Source organism: Motiliproteus sp. SC1-56 (assembly GCF_017309075.1).
Classification (GTDB): Bacteria; Pseudomonadota; Gammaproteobacteria; order Pseudomonadales; family Balneatricaceae; genus Motiliproteus.
Genome location: NZ_JAEMGS010000008.1, coordinates 92,113 through 112,615, shown reverse-complemented (window position 1 = coordinate 112,615; position 20,503 = coordinate 92,113). Strand labels below are relative to the sequence as shown.

The 20,503-nt window shown below is 63.6% G+C and carries 23 protein-coding genes; 11 read left to right on the top strand and 12 right to left on the bottom strand.

Annotated features, from left to right (window positions below; genetic code table 11):
• Nucleotides 1-52: 52 nt before the first annotated feature.
• Together JGZ97_RS10705 and JGZ97_RS10700 are read right to left on the bottom strand one after the other, a co-directional pair.
• Nucleotides 53-376 (bottom strand): AzlD domain-containing protein, encoded by a 324-nt coding sequence (locus JGZ97_RS10705; RefSeq protein WP_207062613.1) that lies wholly within the window; start codon nt 374-376, stop codon nt 53-55.
• Nucleotides 373-1,110: an AzlC family ABC transporter permease gene (locus JGZ97_RS10700; protein ID WP_207062612.1), complete on the bottom strand. Its 738-nt coding sequence runs from the start codon at nt 1,108-1,110 to the stop codon at nt 373-375. Before JGZ97_RS10700 ends, JGZ97_RS10705 begins: the two co-directional genes overlap by 4 nt.
• A gap of 146 nt (nt 1,111-1,256) precedes the next feature.
• Here JGZ97_RS10700 and JGZ97_RS10695 point away from each other — a divergent pair, with 146 nt between their 5' ends.
• Nucleotides 1,257-2,045: a response regulator gene (locus tag JGZ97_RS10695; RefSeq protein WP_207062611.1), complete on the top strand. Its 789-nt coding sequence runs from the start codon at nt 1,257-1,259 to the stop codon at nt 2,043-2,045.
• 29 nt (nt 2,046-2,074) lie between these two features.
• On the opposite strand, the gene JGZ97_RS10690 is transcribed toward JGZ97_RS10695, so the two are convergent.
• The 5 genes from JGZ97_RS10690 to JGZ97_RS10670 form a co-directional block, all read right to left on the bottom strand.
• Nucleotides 2,075-2,581 carry a heme-binding protein gene (locus JGZ97_RS10690; RefSeq protein ID WP_207062610.1) on the bottom strand — a complete coding sequence of 169 codons (507 nt, stop codon included), beginning with the start codon at nt 2,579-2,581 and terminating at the stop codon, nt 2,075-2,077.
• 136 nt (nt 2,582-2,717) lie between these two features.
• A complete protein-coding gene (locus JGZ97_RS10685) occupies nt 2,718-3,224 on the bottom strand; it encodes a YhcB family protein (protein WP_207062609.1) in 507 nt (168 codons plus the stop codon).
• 92 nt (nt 3,225-3,316) lie between these two features.
• A complete protein-coding gene (locus tag JGZ97_RS10680) occupies nt 3,317-3,460 on the bottom strand; it encodes a TIGR02808 family protein (protein WP_207062608.1) in 144 nt (47 codons plus the stop codon).
• 155 nt (nt 3,461-3,615) lie between these two features.
• Nucleotides 3,616-4,176, bottom strand: coding sequence for a cob(I)yrinic acid a,c-diamide adenosyltransferase (locus tag JGZ97_RS10675; protein WP_207062607.1), 561 nt, complete (start codon nt 4,174-4,176; stop codon nt 3,616-3,618).
• 3 nt (nt 4,177-4,179) lie between these two features.
• Nucleotides 4,180-5,109, bottom strand: coding sequence for a 2-dehydropantoate 2-reductase (locus JGZ97_RS10670; RefSeq protein WP_207062606.1), 930 nt, complete (start codon nt 5,107-5,109; stop codon nt 4,180-4,182).
• Nucleotides 5,110-5,223: 114 nt separating this feature from the next.
• Between JGZ97_RS10670 and JGZ97_RS10665 the strand changes: the two genes are divergently transcribed.
• From JGZ97_RS10665 to JGZ97_RS10655, 3 genes are all read left to right on the top strand, one after another.
• Nucleotides 5,224-5,706: a YajQ family cyclic di-GMP-binding protein gene (locus JGZ97_RS10665; protein WP_207062605.1), complete on the top strand. Its 483-nt coding sequence runs from the start codon at nt 5,224-5,226 to the stop codon at nt 5,704-5,706.
• A gap of 30 nt (nt 5,707-5,736) precedes the next feature.
• Nucleotides 5,737-7,086, top strand: coding sequence for an AmpG family muropeptide MFS transporter (locus JGZ97_RS10660; protein ID WP_370584039.1), 1,350 nt, complete (start codon nt 5,737-5,739; stop codon nt 7,084-7,086).
• 72 nt (nt 7,087-7,158) lie between these two features.
• On the top strand, nt 7,159-7,407 hold the full coding sequence (locus tag JGZ97_RS10655; protein WP_207062603.1) for a hypothetical protein: 249 nt from the start codon (nt 7,159-7,161) through the stop codon (nt 7,405-7,407).
• Nucleotides 7,408-7,448: 41 nt separating this feature from the next.
• Here JGZ97_RS10655 and JGZ97_RS10650 read toward each other — a convergent pair whose 3' ends face one another.
• Both JGZ97_RS10650 and JGZ97_RS10645 read right to left on the bottom strand, forming a co-directional pair.
• Nucleotides 7,449-7,763 (bottom strand): MGMT family protein, encoded by a 315-nt coding sequence (locus JGZ97_RS10650; RefSeq protein ID WP_207062602.1) that lies wholly within the window; start codon nt 7,761-7,763, stop codon nt 7,449-7,451.
• Between the two features lie 68 nt (nt 7,764-7,831).
• Entirely contained in the window at nt 7,832-9,358 is a 1,527-nt protein-coding gene (locus JGZ97_RS10645) for a SulP family inorganic anion transporter (RefSeq protein ID WP_207062601.1), read from the bottom strand.
• Nucleotides 9,359-9,693: 335 nt separating this feature from the next.
• Between JGZ97_RS10645 and JGZ97_RS10640 the strand changes: the two genes are divergently transcribed.
• From JGZ97_RS10640 to JGZ97_RS10630, 3 genes are all read left to right on the top strand, one after another.
• Nucleotides 9,694-11,280, top strand: coding sequence for a peptide chain release factor 3 (locus JGZ97_RS10640; protein WP_207062600.1), 1,587 nt, complete (start codon nt 9,694-9,696; stop codon nt 11,278-11,280).
• Nucleotides 11,281-11,398: 118 nt separating this feature from the next.
• Nucleotides 11,399-11,827 (top strand): hypothetical protein, encoded by a 429-nt coding sequence (locus JGZ97_RS10635; RefSeq protein ID WP_207062599.1) that lies wholly within the window; start codon nt 11,399-11,401, stop codon nt 11,825-11,827.
• 23 nt (nt 11,828-11,850) lie between these two features.
• Nucleotides 11,851-12,660: a TatD family hydrolase gene (locus JGZ97_RS10630; protein ID WP_207062598.1), complete on the top strand. Its 810-nt coding sequence runs from the start codon at nt 11,851-11,853 to the stop codon at nt 12,658-12,660.
• Here the strand turns inward: JGZ97_RS10630 and JGZ97_RS10625 are convergent.
• Entirely contained in the window at nt 12,627-13,028 is a 402-nt protein-coding gene (locus JGZ97_RS10625; protein ID WP_207062597.1) for a hypothetical protein, read from the bottom strand. The genes JGZ97_RS10630 and JGZ97_RS10625 overlap by 34 nt on opposite strands.
• A gap of 114 nt (nt 13,029-13,142) precedes the next feature.
• The gene (locus JGZ97_RS10620) at nt 13,143-15,056 is read right to left on the bottom strand and encodes a beta-ketoacyl synthase (RefSeq protein ID WP_207062596.1); all 1,914 of its coding nucleotides are present in this window, start codon (nt 15,054-15,056) and stop codon (nt 13,143-13,145) included.
• Nucleotides 15,057-15,277: 221 nt separating this feature from the next.
• Here JGZ97_RS10620 and JGZ97_RS10615 point away from each other — a divergent pair, with 221 nt between their 5' ends.
• From JGZ97_RS10615 to JGZ97_RS10600, 4 genes are all read left to right on the top strand, one after another.
• Nucleotides 15,278-16,924: a fatty acid--CoA ligase gene (locus tag JGZ97_RS10615; RefSeq protein WP_207062595.1), complete on the top strand. Its 1,647-nt coding sequence runs from the start codon at nt 15,278-15,280 to the stop codon at nt 16,922-16,924.
• 19 nt (nt 16,925-16,943) lie between these two features.
• Nucleotides 16,944-17,603 carry an OmpA family protein gene (locus tag JGZ97_RS10610; protein WP_370584038.1) on the top strand — a complete coding sequence of 220 codons (660 nt, stop codon included), beginning with the start codon at nt 16,944-16,946 and terminating at the stop codon, nt 17,601-17,603.
• A gap of 563 nt (nt 17,604-18,166) precedes the next feature.
• Nucleotides 18,167-18,418: a succinate dehydrogenase assembly factor 2 gene (locus tag JGZ97_RS10605; RefSeq protein ID WP_207062594.1), complete on the top strand. Its 252-nt coding sequence runs from the start codon at nt 18,167-18,169 to the stop codon at nt 18,416-18,418.
• Nucleotides 18,402-18,857, top strand: coding sequence for a protein YgfX (locus JGZ97_RS10600; protein WP_207062593.1), 456 nt, complete (start codon nt 18,402-18,404; stop codon nt 18,855-18,857). The genes JGZ97_RS10605 and JGZ97_RS10600 overlap by 17 nt, the downstream gene beginning before the upstream one ends.
• Here the strand turns inward: JGZ97_RS10600 and nadB are convergent.
• Nucleotides 18,835-20,436: an L-aspartate oxidase gene (gene nadB / locus JGZ97_RS10595; RefSeq protein WP_207062592.1), complete on the bottom strand. Its 1,602-nt coding sequence runs from the start codon at nt 20,434-20,436 to the stop codon at nt 18,835-18,837. The two genes, JGZ97_RS10600 and nadB, sit on opposite strands and share 23 nt — an antisense overlap.
• Between the last annotated feature and the right edge of the window lie 67 nt (nt 20,437-20,503).

The following is a 20,503-nucleotide window of genomic DNA, read 5'->3' as shown; positions in this document are numbered from 1 at the left end:
GCTGGCATCCTAGCGGTTGATTGCGGCGCTGCCAAGGGCGGCCGTGGCAGGGTTAAAGGCCGATCCCCCACTTCAGCACCATGAACAGGGTCATGCCGAAGACGATGGTGACCAGCAGGTTGCGCCGCCAGAGGGCGATAGCGAGGCTGGCCACGGCCGCGATCAGGTAGGGATTGTCCAGCCCCGCGTGAATGGCCCGGCCGTCGGGGATCAGCACCGCCGGCACGATAATGGCGGTCAACACCGCTGGCGGCACGAAACCCAGGGCGTCGGAAAGCCAGGGGGGAAAGCGAAACCGCCCGGCGGTTCCCCAGAGCGCGTAGCGAATGCCGAAGGTGACCGCGAACATGCCGCCGATCAGCAGGACCTCCTTCATGCCACCTCCTTGTATTGCAGCAGCCGGTGGCTGGCGTAGCCCAGGGCGATGCCGCTGAGCGCCGCCACGATCAGGCCCAGTTTATGGGGCAGGTCCCAGGTGGCCAGGGCCATGGCGCCGGCGGTTACCACGCAGAGCCACATGGGGCGCGAGCGCAGGTAAGGGGTGACCATGCCGATAAACGTGACCGACATGGCAAAATCCAGCCCCCAGCCGGTCATATCGGGAAACAGTTCCCCCAGTCCCAGCCCCAGCCAGGTGCAGAGCTGCCAGTTGCCGTACATGGCCAGGGCCGATCCCAGGTAGAACCAGTGGGCATACGGGTCGGCTTTCTCCTGCAGCAGTCGGCTGGAGACCGCGGCGAAGGTTTCGTCGGTCAGCCAGAAGGCCATGGGGATGCGCCAGCGTTGCGGCAGGTCCTTGACCCGCTCCACCAGGGCGGCGGCGTAAAGCAGGTGACGCAGGTTGACCACGAAGGTGGTGGCGATGATGACGCCGACTCCCACGCCGCTGGCCAGCAGGCCCAGGGCGATAAACTGTGCGGAGCCGGCGAAGACGAACAGGGACATGGCCAGGGTGGCGCCCACCGAGAGACCGCTGGGCACGGCGAGGGTGCCGAACAGAATGCCAAAGGGGATGGCGCCGACGATCAGCGGCAGGGTGGCGCGGGCCCCTGCCCAGGCCGCCTGGCGGGGGCTGCTGTCAGCCGGCTGGAAATGGGCGTCAGGGGGCATGCTAAAGGATCCTGGAATTTGAGGCTGTAATGTACCGGGGCGTTCAACGTTTTCAAAGCATGCGGTCAATTTTATCGATCCAAGTCATTGTATCGGTGGTCGCCGCTCCGTTAGGCTCACGGCAAATTCCTACAAGGAGCAGGGGCATGCGTCCGTCCGAATTGTTTGTACTGCTGGTGGAGCCTTCCCGCATGCAGCGTAACCTGATTGAAAATCACCTGCGTGCCGCCGGTATCGAGGCGATCGAGGTCTGTAGCGGTGCCGAGGCGGCGCTTGATGCCATGCGCCGGGATCCGCCGGACCTGGTGCTGTCGGCACTGCACCTGCCGGATATCTCCGGTGCCGAGCTCCTGGCCCGCATGCGCGCGGATACTGAGTTGCGGGATATCGCGTTCGTGCTGATCTCCAGCGAGACCCAGTTCCGCTACCTGGACCCGGTGAAGCAGGCGGGCGCCACTGCGATCCTTCCCAAGCCCTTCAGCCTCGGGCAGCTGGAGACCGCCCTGCGTACAACTCTGCACACCCTGGAGCCCGAAGGTACGACTCCGCTCGGGGACCCGGAGTTGCTGCGGGTGCTGGTGGTGGATGACAGCCCGCTGGCGCGGCGCTTCATCTGCAAAGTGCTGGCAGGGCTCGGCATAGAGCACTTTGTTGAGGCCGGAGACGGCACAGAGGCGCTGGAGCGCATGCAGGATGAGTATTTCGACCTGGTGGTGACCGACTTCAACATGCCCCACCTGGACGGCCAGGGGCTGACCGAGCAGATCCGCCAGCACAGCGCTCAGCCCACGGTGCCGATCATGATGGTGACCAGCGAGGAGGACCAGAGCCGTCTGGCGGGGGTACAGCAGGCCGGGGTTTCGGCCATCTGCGACAAACCGTTCGTCGCCGATGATGTGCGCCAGTTGCTGGCCGGGCTGCTGGCCCAGCGCTGATGTTTCACTGTCTTATCCCTTAAAACCGCTTAGTCGCTTAATACCTGGTCGATGGCGGCCTGGGCGCAACCCTGGTCCAGGTGGCCCCCGGGGGCGCCGCCGACGCCGATGCCCCCCACCTTGTCTTGCGCGACGCGCAGCGGCAGGCCGCCGCCGAGCACCAGGATATCAGTCCCCATGTCCCGCAGCCCCGCCGCGGCGGGCATGCGGGTCACCAGTTGGCTCAGGTTCTCGGTGGACTCCCCGAGGCTGACGGCGGTGTAGGCTTTTTTGCGGCTGCTCTCGAGGGTGTGGGGACCTGCGCCGTCACCGCGCAGTTGGGCCCGCACGACGCCGGAGGTATCCACCACCGTGGCGCTGACAGCGTAGCCTGCCTCGGCGCAGGCCGCGATGGCGTGCTGGGCCAGCGCGGTCGCCACCTCCAGCGGCAGCACTTTCTGGGTGGGCAGGGTCAAGGGCTGGGCGCTTGCCAGGGCGCTAAACAGCCCGCTAAACAGCCCGCCGAGCAGGAGGAAGGGCAGGGGGCGCGATGGCATGGCATCTCTCCGGGCGAGACCAAGATGCCCGAAGTGTAGCTGACGTCAAGATTGCACGGCCCGGTGCGCCCGGCGAGGGGCGCGTGAGCAGCAGAAGAGGTCGAAGGGAAGGCGCGCGGTGCGCGCCCATAACCGATCAGCGGGGCGCGTGATCCGCGGTACGTGAGGGGTCGTGAGGCGGTTGTTCTGCGTTCGCGGCCTTGCGGTCCAGGCCGTAGCTTTCTGACAGGGTGCCGGCCTGTTCAGGATCACGCGGGGGGGCGTAATCCCGCGGTGGGTTGAAAGCGTCTTCTTCGGGTTTTTGCGGCACCTCGGGCTGGCGTTCCACCGCGCTTACCTCGGGGGCCTGCAGGCTCTTGAGCAGGCCCTCCTCCTCGCAGAGGCGGTTGGCGCTCTGGGCCAGATGCTGGTGCACATCCCGGTAGCTCTCCGTGAGCTTGTTCACCAGCGCTGCTGTCTCTGAGAAATGGCTGTTCACCTCCGCTTTGTAACTCTCGAGTTCGCGACGGGTCTCGCTGAGTTCCTGATGCAGGGTCTCGCTGCGCTTGGCCGCCGGGCTGCGCCGCCCGATCCACATCCCGATGAGCCCACCGATCAGCAGCGCGCCGATACCGGTGATCCAGAGGGTACTGAGTTCAGCCATTAACGACTCCTTATCGCAGCGTGATGATGGTGAGAGGGCGTTCCAAGATACTCCAAAATCCCCGGCCTGACAAAGCCCGTGCGGGGCCCCTGTCAGTAGTGTTCGAAGCTTTCAATCTCCAGCAGGTCCATGATGATACAGGCAATCAGGGCGGTGACCGCAAAGCCGATGATGAAAAAGGTGGGCATGGCCAGGTAGCCCAGGATGGTCCAGATGGTCTGTTCGATAGCGCTCATGGGGTGAACCCTCAGGTTTGAGTAATGACAACGAGCCTATACGGGCAAGCCGGCGGCGTACTTGAGCGAGCTCAAAACGCCTGCCTCAGGGAAACCCTAGACCACAATGCCCGGGTTGTGGAGTGGGGGCCTTGACTGCGGCCGGGCGTTGCCCGCTAGCCCCCGCGCTCGGCCCGGTGGCGCCAGAGCACCTCGCTGCCACCGTCCCGCCGGGCCAGGGTGCGTGCGCTCACGAACAGAAGGTCGGACAGCCGGTTGAGGTAGCTGCGGCAGGGGGGGCGCACATCGGCGTCGCGACTCAGGGTGACCAGGCGCCGCTCGGCCCGGCGGCAGACGCTGCGGGCAAGGTGGCAAACGGAGGCGGGGCGGCTGCCGCCGGGGAGAATAAAGTCGGTCAGGGGCGGCAGCTGTTCGTTCAGCGCTTCCAGCCACTGCTCCAGCTCCGTGACCTGGGACTCTTCGATCAGCGTGTAGCCGGGCACCGAGAGCTCGCCCCCGAGGTTGAACAGCTGCTGCTGAATTTCCTGGAACGGCTCGCGCAGCGGGTCATCGCTGGCAAGCTCGCTGCAGAGCAGGCCGATACAGCTGTTGAGCTCGTCGATGTCGCCGATGGCCTCGATGCGGGCGTCATCCTTGGCGACGCGCGCGCCGTCGCCAAGGCCGGTGGTGCCAGAATCGCCGGTGCGGGTGTAGATCTTGGATAGGCGGTTGCCCATGGTTCAGTCTCCGTGGTGGTTGGGGTGCCGCGCCCGGACCGCCTCCAGCAGCCGCTGGTGGGCGGGTAGCGCGAGCCCCTGGCGCTCGGCCTCGCGGCACAGGTAGCCGTTGATGGCATCAATCTCGGTGGGGCGTCCGCCGCGCACGTCCTGCAACATGGAGGAGTAGTTGCGGGCCGTGGCCTCGGCCACCTTGAGGGCCTGGTCAAAGAGCGGGGTCTCGAAGAGCGGCTGGCCCAGGCGGCAAGCCAGTTCCTCTGTCTCTTGGCACAGCTGCGCCATCGCTTCCCGGTACTCGGGATGGCGGGCGAGCTCGCCGTTGGCGCAGTCGTGAACCGCCGTCAGCCCGTTGATGGCCGCGTTGATGGCCAGCTTTTGCCAGAGCCTATGCAGGATCGCCGGGTCGTAGTGGGCTTCAAGGGGCAGGGTGAGCAGCGGTTCGAGAGCAGCTTCCCCCGTTTCCCGGGCGCGGGCGTTGAGGGGGCCGAAAAAACTGCTGCCGCGGCCGGCATGCACCAGCCGTTCGCCGCCGTCCCGGTAAGCGCCCTCCGTGGTGGTGCCGGCGTAGACGGGGTGCTCGGCAAACGCATCCGCCACCCGCTGCTGAGGCCCAAGGCCGTTGTGCAGCAGCACGATGGGGGCCTTCGGGGCCAGTCGTTGCGCAACACCCGCCAGCGCCGCCTCGGTGGCGTAGCTCTTGGTGGCGACCAGCAGCTGCTGGATCGGCGTATTTGCCGTGGCCAATTCGCCGGGAAGGGTGAAGTGTGCTTCTCCGGCATCGGTGCACAGGGTGACGTGGCCAGGGTAGGTCCTCAGGCGCTCCGCGCTGTGTAAAACCGGGCTGACCGAAACGCCGGCACGGGCCAGGTGACAGGCCCAGAGCCGACCGATGGCGCCAAAGCCTAGAATATGCCAGCAAGGTGGGGCGGCCATGGGGACGGCTCCTTTCGGTGTGTGGTGGGTGTTCTGTTATTGCAGGGCGCAACTGGGGTAGAATCGCCCCCACAATTGTGCCACTCCCGACGCCGCTTCCCAAGGAGGATCTAGATGCCATCGTTTGACGTTGTTTCTGAGCTGGACATGCACGAGGTCAGCAACGCTGTAGACCAGGCTAACCGTGAAATCGGAACCCGCTATGACTTCAAGGGGGTGGACGCCTCGTTTGAACTGGGCGACTCGGAGGTCAACCTGACCGCCGAGGTGGACTTTCAGCTGCAGCAGATGCTGGAGATCCTGCGCAACAAGCTGGTCAGCCGCAAGATCGACATCAAGGCGCTGGAGGTCAAGGACCACGTCACCAGCGGCATGAAGGTCAAGCAGCAGGTGCTGCTCAAGCAGGGACTGGACCAGCCCACGGCGAAGAAGATCGTCAAGCTGATTAAAGACCAGAAGCTCAAGGTGCAGGCGGCGGTCCAGGGGGAGCAGGTACGGGTAACCGGCAAGAAGCGGGACGACCTGCAGCAGACCATGGCGGTGTTGCGCGAGGCGGATATCGACCTGCCGCTGCAGTTCAACAATTTCCGCGATTAATCCCCGGCGGCTCGGCGCAGGGGGTCCTTGGTGAGCGAAACCCGCTTTTCCTGGCGTGAGGCGCTGCTGGTCTATACCCGGCCCCAGGTGATCGCCCTCTGGTTCCTGGGGTTTGCCGCGGGGCTTCCCTTCTTGCTGGTCTTCTCCACCCTCAGCGCCTGGCTGCGGGATTACGAGGTCAGCCGCAGCGCCATCGGCTTTTTCGCCTGGGTGGGCATCACTTACTCCATCAAGGTTTTCTGGGCCCCGGTGGTGGATCGGCTGCGTTTGCCCGGTTTGGGCAGGCTGGGCAAGCGGCGTAGCTGGATGCTGCTGGGGCAGTTGGGGATTGCCGCGGGCTTGGTCGGCATGGCCCTGTGCGACCCGCAACAGCAGCTGGGGCTGATCGCCGCGCTGGCGCTGCTGGTGGCGTTCTCATCGTCGACCCAGGACATTGCCATCGACGCCTACCGGATCGAGGCGGCGATTCCCGAATTCCAGGGCGCCATGTCGGCGGCCTATATCTTCGGTTACCGGGTGGCGCTGCTGGTGGCCGGGGCCGGTGCGCTCTTCATCGCCGATGCGCTCAACTGGCCCAGCGCCTACCTGGCGATGGCGGCCCTGATGGGGATCGGCATGTTGACCGTGCTGCTGGTGCGCGAGCCCGACCACCAGGAAGACGCCCTGGCGCGGGAGACCGAGGCGCAGCTGCACCGGGCGGTCAAACTGGGCCCGGGGGCCAGCCGCCGGGAGCGCCTCGAGGCCTGGTTCCTGGATGCGGTGGTGGCCCCTTTCGTGGAATTCTTCCGTCGCAATGGGGTGGTGGCCCTCTGGCTGCTGCTCTTTATCAGCGTCTACCGGCTGAGCGATATCACCATGGGGATCATGGCCAACCCCTTCTACCTGGACCTGGGCTTCAGCAAGAGCGACATCGCCACGGTGGGCAAGCTCTACGGTTTTGTCATGACCATCGTCGGCTCCATGGTGGGCGGGCTGCTGGTGGTCCGTTTCGGCATTCACCGGCCCCTGCTGGCCGGAGCGGTGCTGGTGGCCCTAACCAATCTGCTGTTTGCCCAGCTGGCCACCGTCGGCAGCGATATCCGCTGGCTGACCCTGGTGATCAGCGCCGACAACTTCTCCGGCGGGCTCTCCAGCACCGCCTTTATCGCCTACCTTTCCAGCCTTACCAGCCGTGCCTACACCGCGACCCAGTATGCTCTGTTCAGCTCGCTGATGACCCTGCCCGGTAAGTTCGTCAGCGGTTTTTCCGGGGTGGTGGTTGATGGTAGCGGCTACTTTACCTTCTTCATTTACGCCGCCTTGCTGGGGATTCCCGCGGTGCTCCTGGCGTTCTGGCTGGTGCGGCGGCACCGGAGTGAGCTGCCGCAAGTATCTGTCTAAATGATAATCGTTTGTATTTAGGGTTTATGGACCTTATGCTGAAGGCTCGTCCATCGGCATAAGGAGAGAACCATGACCTACCAGGTCAATGCATGGCTGGAGCGGCCGCAACCCCTGCTGCAAGTCACTGACAAGCGCACCGGACAGGTGTTGATCGACTGGGGGCCGGAGCAGGTGCGGGCGATGCTTGACGCGGGGGAGTTGCGGGTGGAAGACCTGCGACAGGAGGGGCCTGCGCTGCAGGCACAGGTGCGCGAGCTCTTTCTCTGCGATACCGCCCGCCAACTGGGTCAGGAACGTGACCTGCCGCTCAAGCGGTGATCAAGGCAGCCGAAGCGTCCGGTGAGAAAGGTGCTCGCTGTTCAGGGCGCCCAGCGGTAGCGCTTCAAGTCGATACGGCCCGCCTGCAGGCGAATGCCTTCAGCCTCCAGTAGCGAGCGCTGGCGCTGGTGGTTCGGGGTCTGCTCGGCAAAGCTGATGGCCCCGGCGGCATTGATCACGCGGTGCCAGGGGAGGGTGGAGCCGGGGGGGAGCTGCTTGAGGCAGGTGCCCACGTAGCGGGCGTGGCCGGGGAGGCCCGCCAGGGTGGCGAGCTGGCCGTAGGTGACGACCCGGCCGCGGGGGACCGCGGCCAGGGTCTGCCAGATCCGCTGGCGCTTATCGGCAGGGTTTTCCACCTACACGCTTTCCATTCAGACGCATCCTACCGCCTCCCACCTGCAGGGCTTTGCCGGCTGCACTCCGCTTAACCCAGGGCGTCCGAGGCGACGCGGTACTTGGGATCTTCGATGACGTTCACTTCCACCAGGTCGCCCGCCTTGCGCAGCAGCTGCCGGCACTCCGGGCTCAGGTGGCGCAGGTGCAGCTGCTTGCCGGCGTTGATGTAGCGCTCGGCCAAACTGTCGATCGCCTCGAGCCCCGAGTGGTCGGCGACGCGGGAGTACTGGAACTCGATGACCACGTCCTCCGGGTCGTTCTTGGGATCAAACAGCTCCATGAAGTTGTTCACCGAACCGAAGAAGATGGGGCCGTGAAGCCGATAGACCTTGGTCGGCCCTTCCATGCTGGTGACCACGCGAATGTGCTTGGCGTGCTGCCAGGCGAACACCAGCGCGGAGACGATGACGCCCACGATTACGGCGATGGCCAAATCCGTGGCCACGGTCACGCCGGAGACCAGCACCAGGACGAAGGCATCGGCCTTGGGAATCTTACCCATGATGCGAAAGCTGGACCATTCAAAGGTGCCCAGCACCACCATGAACATGACGCCCACCAGGGCGGCGATGGGGATCTGCTCGATCAGGGGCGAGGCAAAGAGAATAAAGGCCAGCAGCGAGAGGGCGGCGGTGATGCCGGAAGCCCGTCCCCGTCCCCCCGAGTTGATGTTGATCATGCTCTGGCCGATCATGGCGCAGCCGCCCATGCCGCCGAAGAAACCGGTGGTGACGTTGGCCACGCCCTGGCCGATGCATTCCTTGTTGCCGCGCCCGCGGGTCTCGGTGATTTCATCGATCAGGGTCAGGGTCAGCAGGGACTCGATCAGGCCGATGGCCGCCAGGATCACGGCGTAAGGGAAGATGATGGTCAGGGTTTCCAGGTTAAAGGGTACCGAGGGGATGGAGAAACTGGGCAGACCGCCGGCGATGGAGGCCACCTCGCCCACGGTCCGGGTCTCCAGGCCCGTGTACGTGGCGACCAGGCTGATGACGATAATGGCCGCGAGCGATGAGGGGATGGCGGTGGTCAGCTTGGGCAGGAACTTGATGATCGCCATGGTCAGCGCCACCAGCCCCAGCAGGGTGTAGAGGGGCTCGCCGCTCAGCCACTGGCTGTCTCCGTTGGCGTCGATGAACTTGAACTGGGAGAGCTGGGCCAGGAAGATTACGATCGCCAGGCCGTTAACGAAGCCCAGCATGACCGGGTGCGGCACCATGCGGATAAACTTGCCGAGGCGCAGCACGCCGGCCCCGATCTGCAGGATGCCCATCAGTATCACGGTGGCAAAGAGGTACTCGACACCGTGGTCGGCCACCAAGGAGACCATGACCACCGCCAGCGCGCCGGTGGCGCCGGAGATCATCCCGGGGCGACCGCCCATGACCGAGGTGATCAGCCCCACCATGAAAGCGGCGTAAAGGCCCACCAGGGGCTCGACACCGGCGACGAAAGCGAAGGCAACCGCCTCGGGCACCAGGGCCAGGGCGACGGTGAGGCCGGAGAGCATGTCGGCCTTCAGGTTACGGGTCTTGTTTACCGCCAGTTCAAACATGACTACCTCGTCGACCGCCAACGCTCCGTGTTGCGGTGCAAAAAGTGTGAAGAAGGGAAGGGCGCGATTATACAGGCTCAAACCCGGTGATCAAGTTGTGAACAGTCGTGGTGGCGAGCTTTGGCACGGCCTGTTCCGGGCCTGCTCCTGCGCAGCGCGCGCTGGCGGGGCATGCGGCCAAATAGCAGGAAAAACTGCCTGCCGTAGGTCGGAGGAATGACCTGAGAGGTTAATTCTCCCTACATCGGCGCCGTTCAATCGGGTAAAATAGTGCCCTTTGCCTCCGCCGGCGTCTTCTGCTCCGGTGCTTCGACAGATAATTTTCGAGTTGCCCCATGACCGATCCTCGCTTGGCCGACGAAGTTGCGGCCCGCAGAACCTTTGCAATTATTTCGCATCCCGATGCCGGTAAGACCACCATCACCGAGAAACTGCTGCTGCTCGGCAACCTGATCCAGAAGGCGGGCACCGTGAAGGGGCGCAAGAGCGACCGCCACGCCACCTCCGACTGGATGTCCATGGAGCAGGAGCGGGGGATCTCCATCACTTCGTCGGTGATGCAGTTCCCCTACAACGGGCGCACCGTCAACCTGCTGGATACGCCTGGTCACGAGGATTTCTCCGAAGATACCTACCGCACCCTCACCGCCGTGGACTCGGCGCTGATGGTGGTGGACGGGGCCAAGGGTGTTGAGGCCCGCACCATCAAGCTGATGGAGGTGTGTCGGCTGCGTGACACGCCCATCTTCTCGTTCGTCAACAAGATGGACCGCGATATCCGTGATCCCATAGAGTTGCTGGATGAAATCGAGGAGGTGCTGAAAATCGAGGCGGCGCCCATTACCTGGCCCATTGGCATGGGTAAGCAGTTCCTGGGGGTTTACAACCTCTACACCGACACCATTCACCGCTTTCAGCCGGGCAAGGGCCACACGTTGCCCGAGGACATCCGCGTGCAGGGGCTGGACACGGACGCTGCCCGCGAGCTGCTGGGTGACATCTATGAAGACTTTGTCGAGGAGGTGGAGCTGGTGCGGGGGGCGACCCACGCCTTTGACCGGGAAGCTTTTCTGGCCGGAAGCCTGACGCCGGTCTTTTTCGGTACCGCCCTGGGTAACTTCGGCGTGCGGGAGATGCTGGATGATTTCGTGGAGTGGGCGCCGGCGCCGATCGAGCGCTCCACCGAGACCCGCCCGGTGGCCGCCGACGAGCCGGCCTTCTCCGGCTTCGTGTTTAAAATTCAGGCCAACATGGATCCCAAACACCGGGATCGCATCGCCTTTATGCGGATCTGTTCGGGGCGCTACAGCAAGGGGCTGAAGATGCGTCACTGCCGTATCGGCAAGGATGTGCGCATCGCCGATGCGGTCACTTTCCTGGCAGGGGATCGCGCCAACGTGGAAGAAGCCTGGTCGGGGGACATTATCGGCCTGCACAACCACGGTACCATCCAGATCGGCGACACCTTCACCGAGGGTGAGGAGCTGAAGTTCACCGGCATTCCCCACTTTGCCCCCGAGATGTTCCGCCGGGTGCGGCCAAAGGACCCGCTCAAGGCCAAGCAGCTGCAAAAAGGGTTGCAGCAGCTCTCCGAGGAGGGGGCGGTGCAGCTGTTTCAGCCGCTGAAGAACAACGACCTGATTCTGGGAGCCGTCGGCCAGCTGCAGTTTGACGTGGTGGTGTTCCGCCTCAAAGACGAATACAAGGTCGACTGTGTCTACGAGCCCATCAGCGTGCAGACCGCGCGCTGGGTCGAGTGCGGGGACAACCGCATGCTGGAGGAGTTCAAGCGCAAGGGGCATGAGAACTTGGCGCTGGACGGGGCCGGCTTGCTGACTTACCTGGCACCCACCCGGGTCAATCTGAGCCTGACCGAGGAGCGCTGGCCGGATATCCGCTTTCGCGCGACGCGGGAACACTAGCCGCGAATTCGTTGTCGGTTATTTTTACAGGCGCCCCCGGTGCGTACGGCATGCTGTTTTTTTTTGATTAAAAATCAACAGCATGCTCTTTGGCACCGGTTGTGCATCAGAAGATGCCATGGCCAGTATCGAAAATAGCAGCAACGGTGAAACTCCCTTGGTTATTCGCAAGCCGGTATACGAGTCCTTGCCCTATCTCTACCTGGCTGTCGGGGTCGTGGCGGTACTGGTGTTGCACCATCCTCTCGCCTACCTGTGCGGTGCCCTGCTGTATGCAGCCGGTGCCGCCATCTGGGTGATGCGTTCTGCCTACCGCCGGCGCAACCACAACCGGGTGCCTGTCGGCGCCCGTCGTTCGCTCCAGGTTCCGGAACAGCTCTACGAATACCTTCCGTTTATCTACATCGCAATCGGCGTGGCCATTCTGGTCGCCATCGATTCTCCGCTGCGCTTTTTGCCGGGCCTCCTGTTTTGTCTGGCAGGGGGGCTGGTGTGGATGATTCGCGCCATCTACCGCAGCAAGCTGGTTTACGATAGCCTCGGTTAGCGTTTGTTTGGCGCGAGGCGCTGATGCTTCTGTTTGATACTCATTGTCACTTGGACTTTCCGACGTTCGACGCGGATCGCGAGGCTATCCTGGCCGCCTGTGAACAGGCGGGCGTCGCACGTATTCTGCTGCCCGGGGTTGAGGCAGCTCATTGGAACCGACTGCAGGCCTGTTGTGAGGGGCGTGATGGACTGTACCCGGCGCTCGGAGTACACCCTGGTTTTGTCGCCGGCCACGACCGCTCCGACCTGGAGCGGCTGGATGCCCTGCTGAGTGACGGTAAAGCACTGGCGGTGGGTGAAATCGGGCTCGATTTCTGGGTCGGGAGGGAGACGGAGAAAGAGCAGATCTGGTGGTTGGAGGCGCAGCTCGACCTTGCCCGCGCGCACCGTCTGCCGGTACTCCTGCATGTGCGCAAGGCCCACGACCAGGTGCTCAAGCGGCTGCGCCACTGGCAGGTGCCCCGGGGCGGGGTGGTCCATGCGTTTTCCGGCAGCACGCAGCAGGCCGAGCAGTACCTGGCGCTGGGATTTCGCCTCGGGGTGGGCGGCGGCGTCACCTATCCCCGCGCCAAGCGATTACGCGGGCAGGTGGCGCAGTTGCCGCTTGAAGCCTGGGTGTTGGAGACCGATGCTCCCGACATGCCGTTGTGCGGCTGCCAGGGGCAGCGCAATCGGCCTGACTTGCTACCCCGCGTCCTGGCATCCTTTGCCTCGCTGCGCGAGGAGTCAGAGGCCCTGGTTGCGAAAATACTCTGGAAAAACAGCCTGGAGCTGCTGTCCGGTGCGGAGGGGGCCGTTCAGCAGCCGAAGCGCTCGCCGGGGTCGCAGTAGCGGTCGCGGTACTCGGCGTCAAGCAGCTCCCAGACGGTGCGGGTGGCGGGGGTGACCGGCAGCCGGTAGAGACCGGGGGCTATTTGCTGCGCTTGGTACGCCTGGTCGGGAGGCTCGCGTAGAAGCTGGCTGAGCTCCGCGACGCTGTCCAGAGCGGACCATTCCCATAAGGGCTGCCCATAGGCCGCCAGGATCTTATCGCGATCGGCGCTGGCGACGATCAGTCCCAGGCCGCGGCAGTTGATCTCGGCATCCAGGCACAGAAGCTGGCGTTCGGTGTCGAGTATCAGTTCGCCGGGGTGCACGACAGGCAAGCCGCCGCAGCCGGTCAGCGTCATCGCGGTTACGAGTACGAAGGCCTGTCTCATGCTGTCTCCTCCCTGTTTTTGGCCCCCGGGAAAATGCCTGCTTCCGTTCCGGCTGAGGTCAGCGCCGCCTTCGCGGCGCTTTATATCGCTTTATGCCTGTGAGCGGGAGCTTGCTTAGGACTCGAAGTCCTTGAAAGGGTTCTCCATCTCGAGGCTGATGGGTTTCTGATAGCCGGGTACCCGGATTTCGCGGTCGGAAATTTGCAGGTCCTCGCCCTCAAGCACCTGATGGCCGAACAGGTAGGTGGGGCGATTCAGGCCCAGAGAGGCTTCCTGGTCGTATTCAAGCGCCGTCTGCTGCACTTCCGCCAGCCGTTCACGGTAGCCGTCCATCGCTTTTTGGCCATGCTTTCGGGTCAGCATGGCTTGGGTGACGTGGGGGGCCAGCACCGCGGCGCTGGCGTTGTTGCCGCCGAAACCCTTGGAGTTAAGCAGGACGGCGTCCATCCCCTCGGTACCCACTTCCAGGTGCTCGCGCTCGAAACGCAGGTGGCTTTGGTGAACGTCTTCGGCCACCGCGTCCAGGGTGTGGATGCCCGGGATCAGGCCGTATTTCCAGACCCCCAGGGAGAGGCTCAACTGGTCGCCGCCGGCGGTGCCCTGAGAATGGCCGAGGTAGCTCTTAACCGCCGCCACCGGCCAGTTCTCGATGCCGAAGGCGCGGGCAGTCTCGTTGATCACGTGGGACTCTGTCACCCGGTTCTGCGGTGTGCTGGTGCCGTGGGCCTGCACGAAGCTGCGCTCACGCAGTGCCTGCTCGCCGAGAATGGTCCGCACCAGGGAGGCGGTTTTGCCCAGGGTAAGGTAGTTGCCGATCCCCGGCGCCGAGATGGACTTTTTATGCCCATCGGCGTTGATAAAGACCCCGGGCACGGACCCGAACACCTGGGCTCCAAGCTCCACCGCCAGACTGTCGTCACAAAGCACCAGGTACTGCGAGGACTCGCCCATGGTGAACCCGCAGTTGTGGGCAAAGGGGCGGGAAGAGCGGCGGTAATCGTCGTCACTGAGCGAACTCAGGCCATCCAGGCTCATCAGGTCCTTGTCTTCGGCCAGCGCACCCATGACCCGGAAGCCTTCGATCACCTCCGGGGTGACCGGGGCGTCGCTGCCCCCGACCAGAACCAGGCGACGACGGCCGCTGCGGATATCTTCGACCCCGGTATGCAGGTTGTAGAGGAAGGTCGCGCAGGCGCCCAGCGACGAGCCGGTGGCCCCCAGGTTGCCGAGCAGGTAGGCGTTGACGAAATCGGCGGGCATCTGGCCGTAGCCCAGGGGCATCTGCTTGGAGGTGGTGCGCTTGCCCTGCACCGGGGATTTCAGCAGGCCGCCGAACCCGTAGTCGTCCAGTTGTCCGATTGAGTTGCCGGCGTAGACGGCGACGGCATCGGCGCTGAGCAGGTCGCGAATCTGCGCCCAGGGAATGCCGGTGGAGTTGATCGCATCCGAGGCGCTGTAGACCGTCATCTGCAGGTTGCGCGGATGATTGCGGGACTGGTAAAGCGCGCCGGGCTTGAAACCGGTGGGAAGCTGTCCCGCGGTGCGCACCTGGGCGGCTTTGAAATCGTTAAAGATCACGTCCATGGGGCCGGGAGCATGGACTTCCACCTGTCCCTGGCCAAGGTCCCGAATCTGCCAGTTCTCAGGCAGGTGGTTGGGAAGGTGGCGCTTGCGCAACGTGAAGCAGTAAGCCCCCTCGCAGGGGGTGATCTGGGCCGGTCGGTTGAAGACCATCCGTTCGACATCGAACCAGTCCGGGTGGATCTTTCGAATCAGGGTGTTGTCGAGTATCTGTTGACGCAGGCGTGTGTCGATGTCATTGAGGCTGAGGACGTGGTGGTCGCTGTCCAGAAGCTGGCCGTCCACTGAACGCACCAGCCCCATGAGGGTCGCCAGGCTGAGCAGCGTTTCCTGCTGGTCGCGCTGGTTGAGGCGTTCAAGCACCAGTCGGCGGTAGGCATGGTGGAATGATGATCTGCCCGCCGGATTGACACCGCCGAACCCGATGATGACTGGTAAGTGGGACAACGACTTCTCCTTGGAAACTAAGGCTAGTGCCTCATTCTATAAGTTGTTATCGGTCGATTCTAGCGCCACAGAGGGGAAAACGTCGGGCTTTTCGCTTGTCCGTCGGGGCGAGACAACCTAGAGTCTAGGCAGGCGCTAACGCCATGAAAGTTAACGCGCTGTTGACCGCGATGGCGGATCAGCCGTGCATTCAGACCTAAGCAAGTCAAGGAACCGGGAGCATGATAAGAACAAAAATTCTCGAGCGAGCCGAGTCGGCCTATAACTACCCGCTGTTGATCAAGCGCATTCTGATGTCGGGCCTGCAGGGGGCCCCTGATACCGAGATCTGTTACGCCGACCGGCGCCGCTACGATTACGCCACCCTTTATCAGCGGGTGTGCCGGTTGGCCAATGCACTGCATAACGCGGGCGTGCGGGGCGGGGACACAGTGGCTGTGCTGGATTGGGACAGCCACCGCTACCTGGAGTGTTTCTTCGCGATTCCGATGATCGGGGCGGTGCTGCATACGGTCAACATCCGTCTGGCGCCGGCACAGATTCTTTACACCATGAACCATGCCAAGGATGATTTTGTTTTGGTTCATCAGGATTTTGTGCCGTTAATGGAAGGTATTCGCGAGGGTCTGGAGACGGTGCGCGAGAGCTGGCTGCTGGAGGACGAGCCCGGCCCAAGGCCGGACTGGGTGAGCGGCGAGTACGAGGCGCTGCTGGCGCAGGCCGATCCCGAGTTTGACTTTCCGGATTTTTCCGAGGACAGCGTCGCCACCACCTTCTATACCACCGGGACCACGGGTAATCCGAAGGGGGTCTGTTTCAGCCATCGTCAGCTGGTGCTGCATACCCTGGCCGAAACGACGACCCTGGGGGCATTTGAGGGCAATGCGTGTCTTCGCTCCGATGACACCTACATGCCGATTACGCCGATGTTTCACGTGCACGCCTGGGGGGTACCTTACGCCGCCACGATGCTCGGCGTGAAGCAGGTTTACCCCGGGCGTTACGAGCCGGACCGCCTGGCCGCGCTGATTCGTGACGAGGGCGTGACCTTCTCCCACTGTGTCCCGACCATACTGCAAATGTTGCTCAACTGTGAGACCGGTCGTAGCCTCGACCTGAGCGGCTGGACCGTGCTGATCGGGGGCGGTGCGTTCCCGCGGGGGCTGGCGGAGCAGGCGATGGCTCAGGGGGCGACGGTGTTGTCGGCCTACGGTATGTCGGAGACCTGCCCGATCCTGACCACGACGCGGCTTTCCCCGGAACAGCGCCGCCGCGCGCCGGAAGAGGTGCTTGGTTTGCGGCTGAAAACCGGCATTCCAAGTCCCATGGTCGAGTTGGAGGTGGTGGATGAGGCCGGCGAGCCGGTTCCCCATGACGGCCAGGCGCAGGGCGAGATCGTGGTGCGTGCACCCTGGCTGGCCCAGAGCTACCCCGGCGAGCCGGAGCGCAGCGAGGAGTTATGGCGGGGCGGCTGGTTGCACACGGGGGACGTCGCCACCATCGACAGTGAAGGCTTTGTCGCCATTCGCGATCGAATCAAGGATGTGATCAAGTCCGGGGGCGAGTGGATTTCCTCCCTGCACCTTGAGAGCCTTATCAGCCGCTGTCCGGGGGTGGCCGAGGTGGCGGTGATCGGGGTGCCGGATGAACGCTGGGGTGAAGTGGCTCAAGCCTGGGTGGTCGCCGCGGCGGGCAGTAGCCTCGAGCCCGAGGCGGTCAGGGCGTACCTGCAGCCGTTCGTGGAGCAGGGTGAGCTCAGTCGCTGGGCCGTGCCTCGAGAGGTGCGGGTGGTGGATGCCATTCCCAAGACGAGTGTTGGTAAACTGGATAAAAAACGGATCCGGGCGCAAGCGTCCGAAGAAAGTTAAGCGTTAAGGAGATACCAGAGTGAAACGAACCCTAACCGTCATGGCGGTGGCCGCTATCGTCGCCGGCTGCCAGACTACCGACCCCTACACGGGGGAGAGCAAGTACAACCAGACCAGCACGGGCGCTGCGATCGGCGCCGCCGCGGGCGCGGCCCTGGGGGCGCTGACCAGCAGTGATGGCGACCGTGAAAAGGGCGTGCTGACCGGCCTCGCGGTGGGGGCCGCCGCCGGTGGGGGCATCGGCTATTACATGGATCGCCAGGAAGACGCCCTGCGCCAGGAGCTGCGCGGCACCGGGGTCCAGGTGGAGCGAAACGGTGACCAGATACAGCTGATCATGCCGGGAAACATTACCTTTAACACCGGCTCGGCGGACCTTCAGGCGCGCTTTATGCCGGTGCTGAACTCGGTCTCCAAGGTGTTGACCAAGTTCGACAAGACCTACGTGGAAGTGGACGGCTTTACCGACAGTACCGGCAGTGCCGACTTCAACCAGGGGTTGTCCGAGCGCCGTGCATCCACGGTGGCGACTTACCTGAATCAAAGCGGCGTTGAACGGCCGCGCCTGGAGGCCACAGGGTGGGGTGAGCGCCATCCTGTGGCCAGTAACGAAACCGCAGAGGGGCGGGCCCAGAACCGGCGGGTGGAAATCAATATTCGTGGCGGTTACGCCCGCTAATTCCTGCGCGGCGAGTCACCCAAAAGAAAAGGGCCCCTCGGCAATCCCGCCTGGGGCCCTTCTTTCCAGCGATCCTTGCTGAAAACACTTTTCCCTGTGTTTTAGGGGCAGACTGTGGTTCCTTCACAGCCAACGGGTTCCTTCCGTTCGCCCGTCGATCACGGGTTCAATATTAGGCTCGCGGGGGGAGGGGTTGAATAGGACAAAATCCTATTTTCGGGGATCGGTTGCTTTTCTGTTCTGGAGTCGAGGCTGGGGACAAAAGTGGGCACCAAAAAGAAAAGGGCCCCTCGGCAATCCCGCCTGGGGCCCTCCTTTCCAGCGATCCCTGCTGAAAACACTTTTCCCTGTGTTTTAGGGGCAGACTGTGGTTCCCTCACAGCCAACGGGTTCCTTCCGTTCGCCCGTCGATCACAGGGTTACTATAGGCATTTGGCTCGCAGCCCTGAATAGGAAAATATCCTATTTTCCGTGTTGCTTTTGTGGCGTCAGGATAACGGCGTGGTGGTTCCGTTGTGCTATCATCGCCGCTCTTGATCCTGGAACCTGGCGAGTAAACAACGATGTACACCGAAACCGACATCAACCGCCTCAGTTGGCACTGCCGGCGGGGAATGCTTGAGCTGGACGTGCTGCTGATACCCTTTCTCAAGGAGCGCTTTCGTGACCTGGATTTGCAGGACCAGACGCGCTTTGAAAAGTTGATTGCCTGTGAAGACCAGGATATTTTCAGTTGGTTTATGCGCCACAAGGTACCGGAGGATGCCGACCTTAAGCGCATCGTCGATTTGATTCTCGATGGCGTTCCAGATTGAACGCCTGGATCTGACGCCTTCGCGCCGGCTGATCGTCCTGCTGGCGCTGGTTTATAGCGCCGCCGCCGTGGCGCCCTTTCTTTCCGGCCTGCCCCTCTGGCTTTCGCTGCTCCTGGCAATCTTCGTCGTCGGCCATGGGTGGTGGTTTTTTCGACGTGATGTCTTCCTGGTGAGCCCCGATGCGGTGGTGGCGCTGCGGTGGGACGGCCAGGGCCGTTGGTTTATCCGTCTGGGGGATGGGCGTGAGCAGGCTGTCAGCCTTGGGGCTGGGTCCGTACTGGTCTCCTGGATCTGCCTGCTGGAGCTGCTGCCTGAAGGCGCGCCCCGGCGTTGGTTGCCTGTCCTTGCCGACAGCGGCGCTGCCGATGGCGTGCGCCAGCTGCGAGTGCGGGTGCGCTTTCCCGTAAAGCCCGGCGCTAGCGGGGCCAGTCGTAATTGACCGGCGTCAGGATGGTGTCCCGTTCCTCGGGCAGCGGCTGGGGGTAGTTGAGCGTGTAGTGCAGCCCCCGGCTCTCCTTGCGCAACATGGCCGAGCGGATGATCAGCTCGGCCACCACCTCCAGGTTGCGCAGCTCCACCAGATCTTTGCTTACTTTATAGTTGCTGTAGTAGTCAGAGATCTCCTGCTGTAGCAGCCGAACCCGGTTAAGCGCACGCTGCAGGCGCTTCTTGGTTCGAACGATACCCACGTAGTCCCACATGAAGCGGCGCAGCTCGTCCCAGTTGTGGGCGAGCACCACATCCTCGTCGGAATCGGTGACCTGGCTTTCGTCCCAGAAAGGGGCCTTTGGCAAAGGCGGGGCGGTATCCAGTTGCGCCCGAATGTCTTCGGCCGCGGCGCTGGCGTAGACGATGCATTCAAGCAGGGAATTGCTCGCCAGGCGGTTGGCCCCGTGCAGGCCCGTGAAGGCGGTTTCTCCCACCGCGTAGAGCCCGGGTATGTCGGTGCGCCCCCGATTGTCGGTGACCACGCCGCCGCAGGTGTAATGGGCGGCGGGGACCACCGGAATCGGGTCGCGGGTGATATCGATGCCGAACTCCAGGCACTTGCCGTAGATGGTCGGGAAGTGGCTGCGCACAAACTCGGCCGGTTTGTGGGAAATGTCCAGGTAGAGGCAGTCGCAGCCTAGGCGCTTCATTTCATGGTCGATAGCCCGCGCTACCACATCTCGGGGCGCGAGTTCGGCGCGGGCGTCAAAGCGGGGCATGAAGCGGGTGCCGTCGGGTAGCAGCAGACGCCCCCCTTCGCCCCGGACCGCTTCGCTGATCAGAAAGGATTTGGCCTGCGGATGGTAGAGGCAGGTGGGGTGGAACTGGTTGAACTCCATGTTGGCTACCCGGCAGCCGGCCCGCCAGGCCATGGCGATGCCGTCGCCGGAGGCGCCGTCGGTGTTGCTGGTGTAAAGGTAGGCTTTACTCGCCCCTCCGGTGGCGAGTACCACGCAGGGGGCCAGTAAGGTTTCTACATGACCGCTGCGCTGGTCGAGGACGTAGGCGCCGACGCAACGGTTGTCGCTCAGGCGCAGCTTACGCCGGGTGATCAGGTCGATGGCGATCGCCTGAGTGCGCAGGGTGATGTTGGGATGGCGTTGGGCCTGCTCGATCAGGGTCTCGGAAACTGCCTTGCCGGTGGCGTCGGCGGCGTGCACGATGCGGCGGTGGCTGTGCCCCCCTTCCTGGGTCAGGTGCAGTTTGCCGTTGGGCTCACGGGTGAAGGGCACGCCCTGGGAGAGCAGCCAGTCGATGCAGCTCCTGCCGTGCTCCACGGTATAACGCACCGCTTCGGGGCGGCAGAGGTGGTTGCCGGCGGTGACGGTATCCGCTAAGTGGGCCTCGAGGCTGTCCTCCTCGTCGTAGACCGCCGCGATGCCGCCTTGCGCCAGGTAGGTGGAGCCGGCGGTCAGCGCTCCTTTGCTGAGCACCGCGACCCGGGCGTGGGGGGCTATCTGCAAAGCCAGGGTGAGGCCGGCGGCGCCGCTGCCGATGACCAGGACGTCGTAGTGGTGCTCTTTGCTCATGCTATGTCTTCACTGTCACCGGGAAACCCTCCCGGGCTTGGGTTCGGGAAAGAGGGCGAGAATAGCA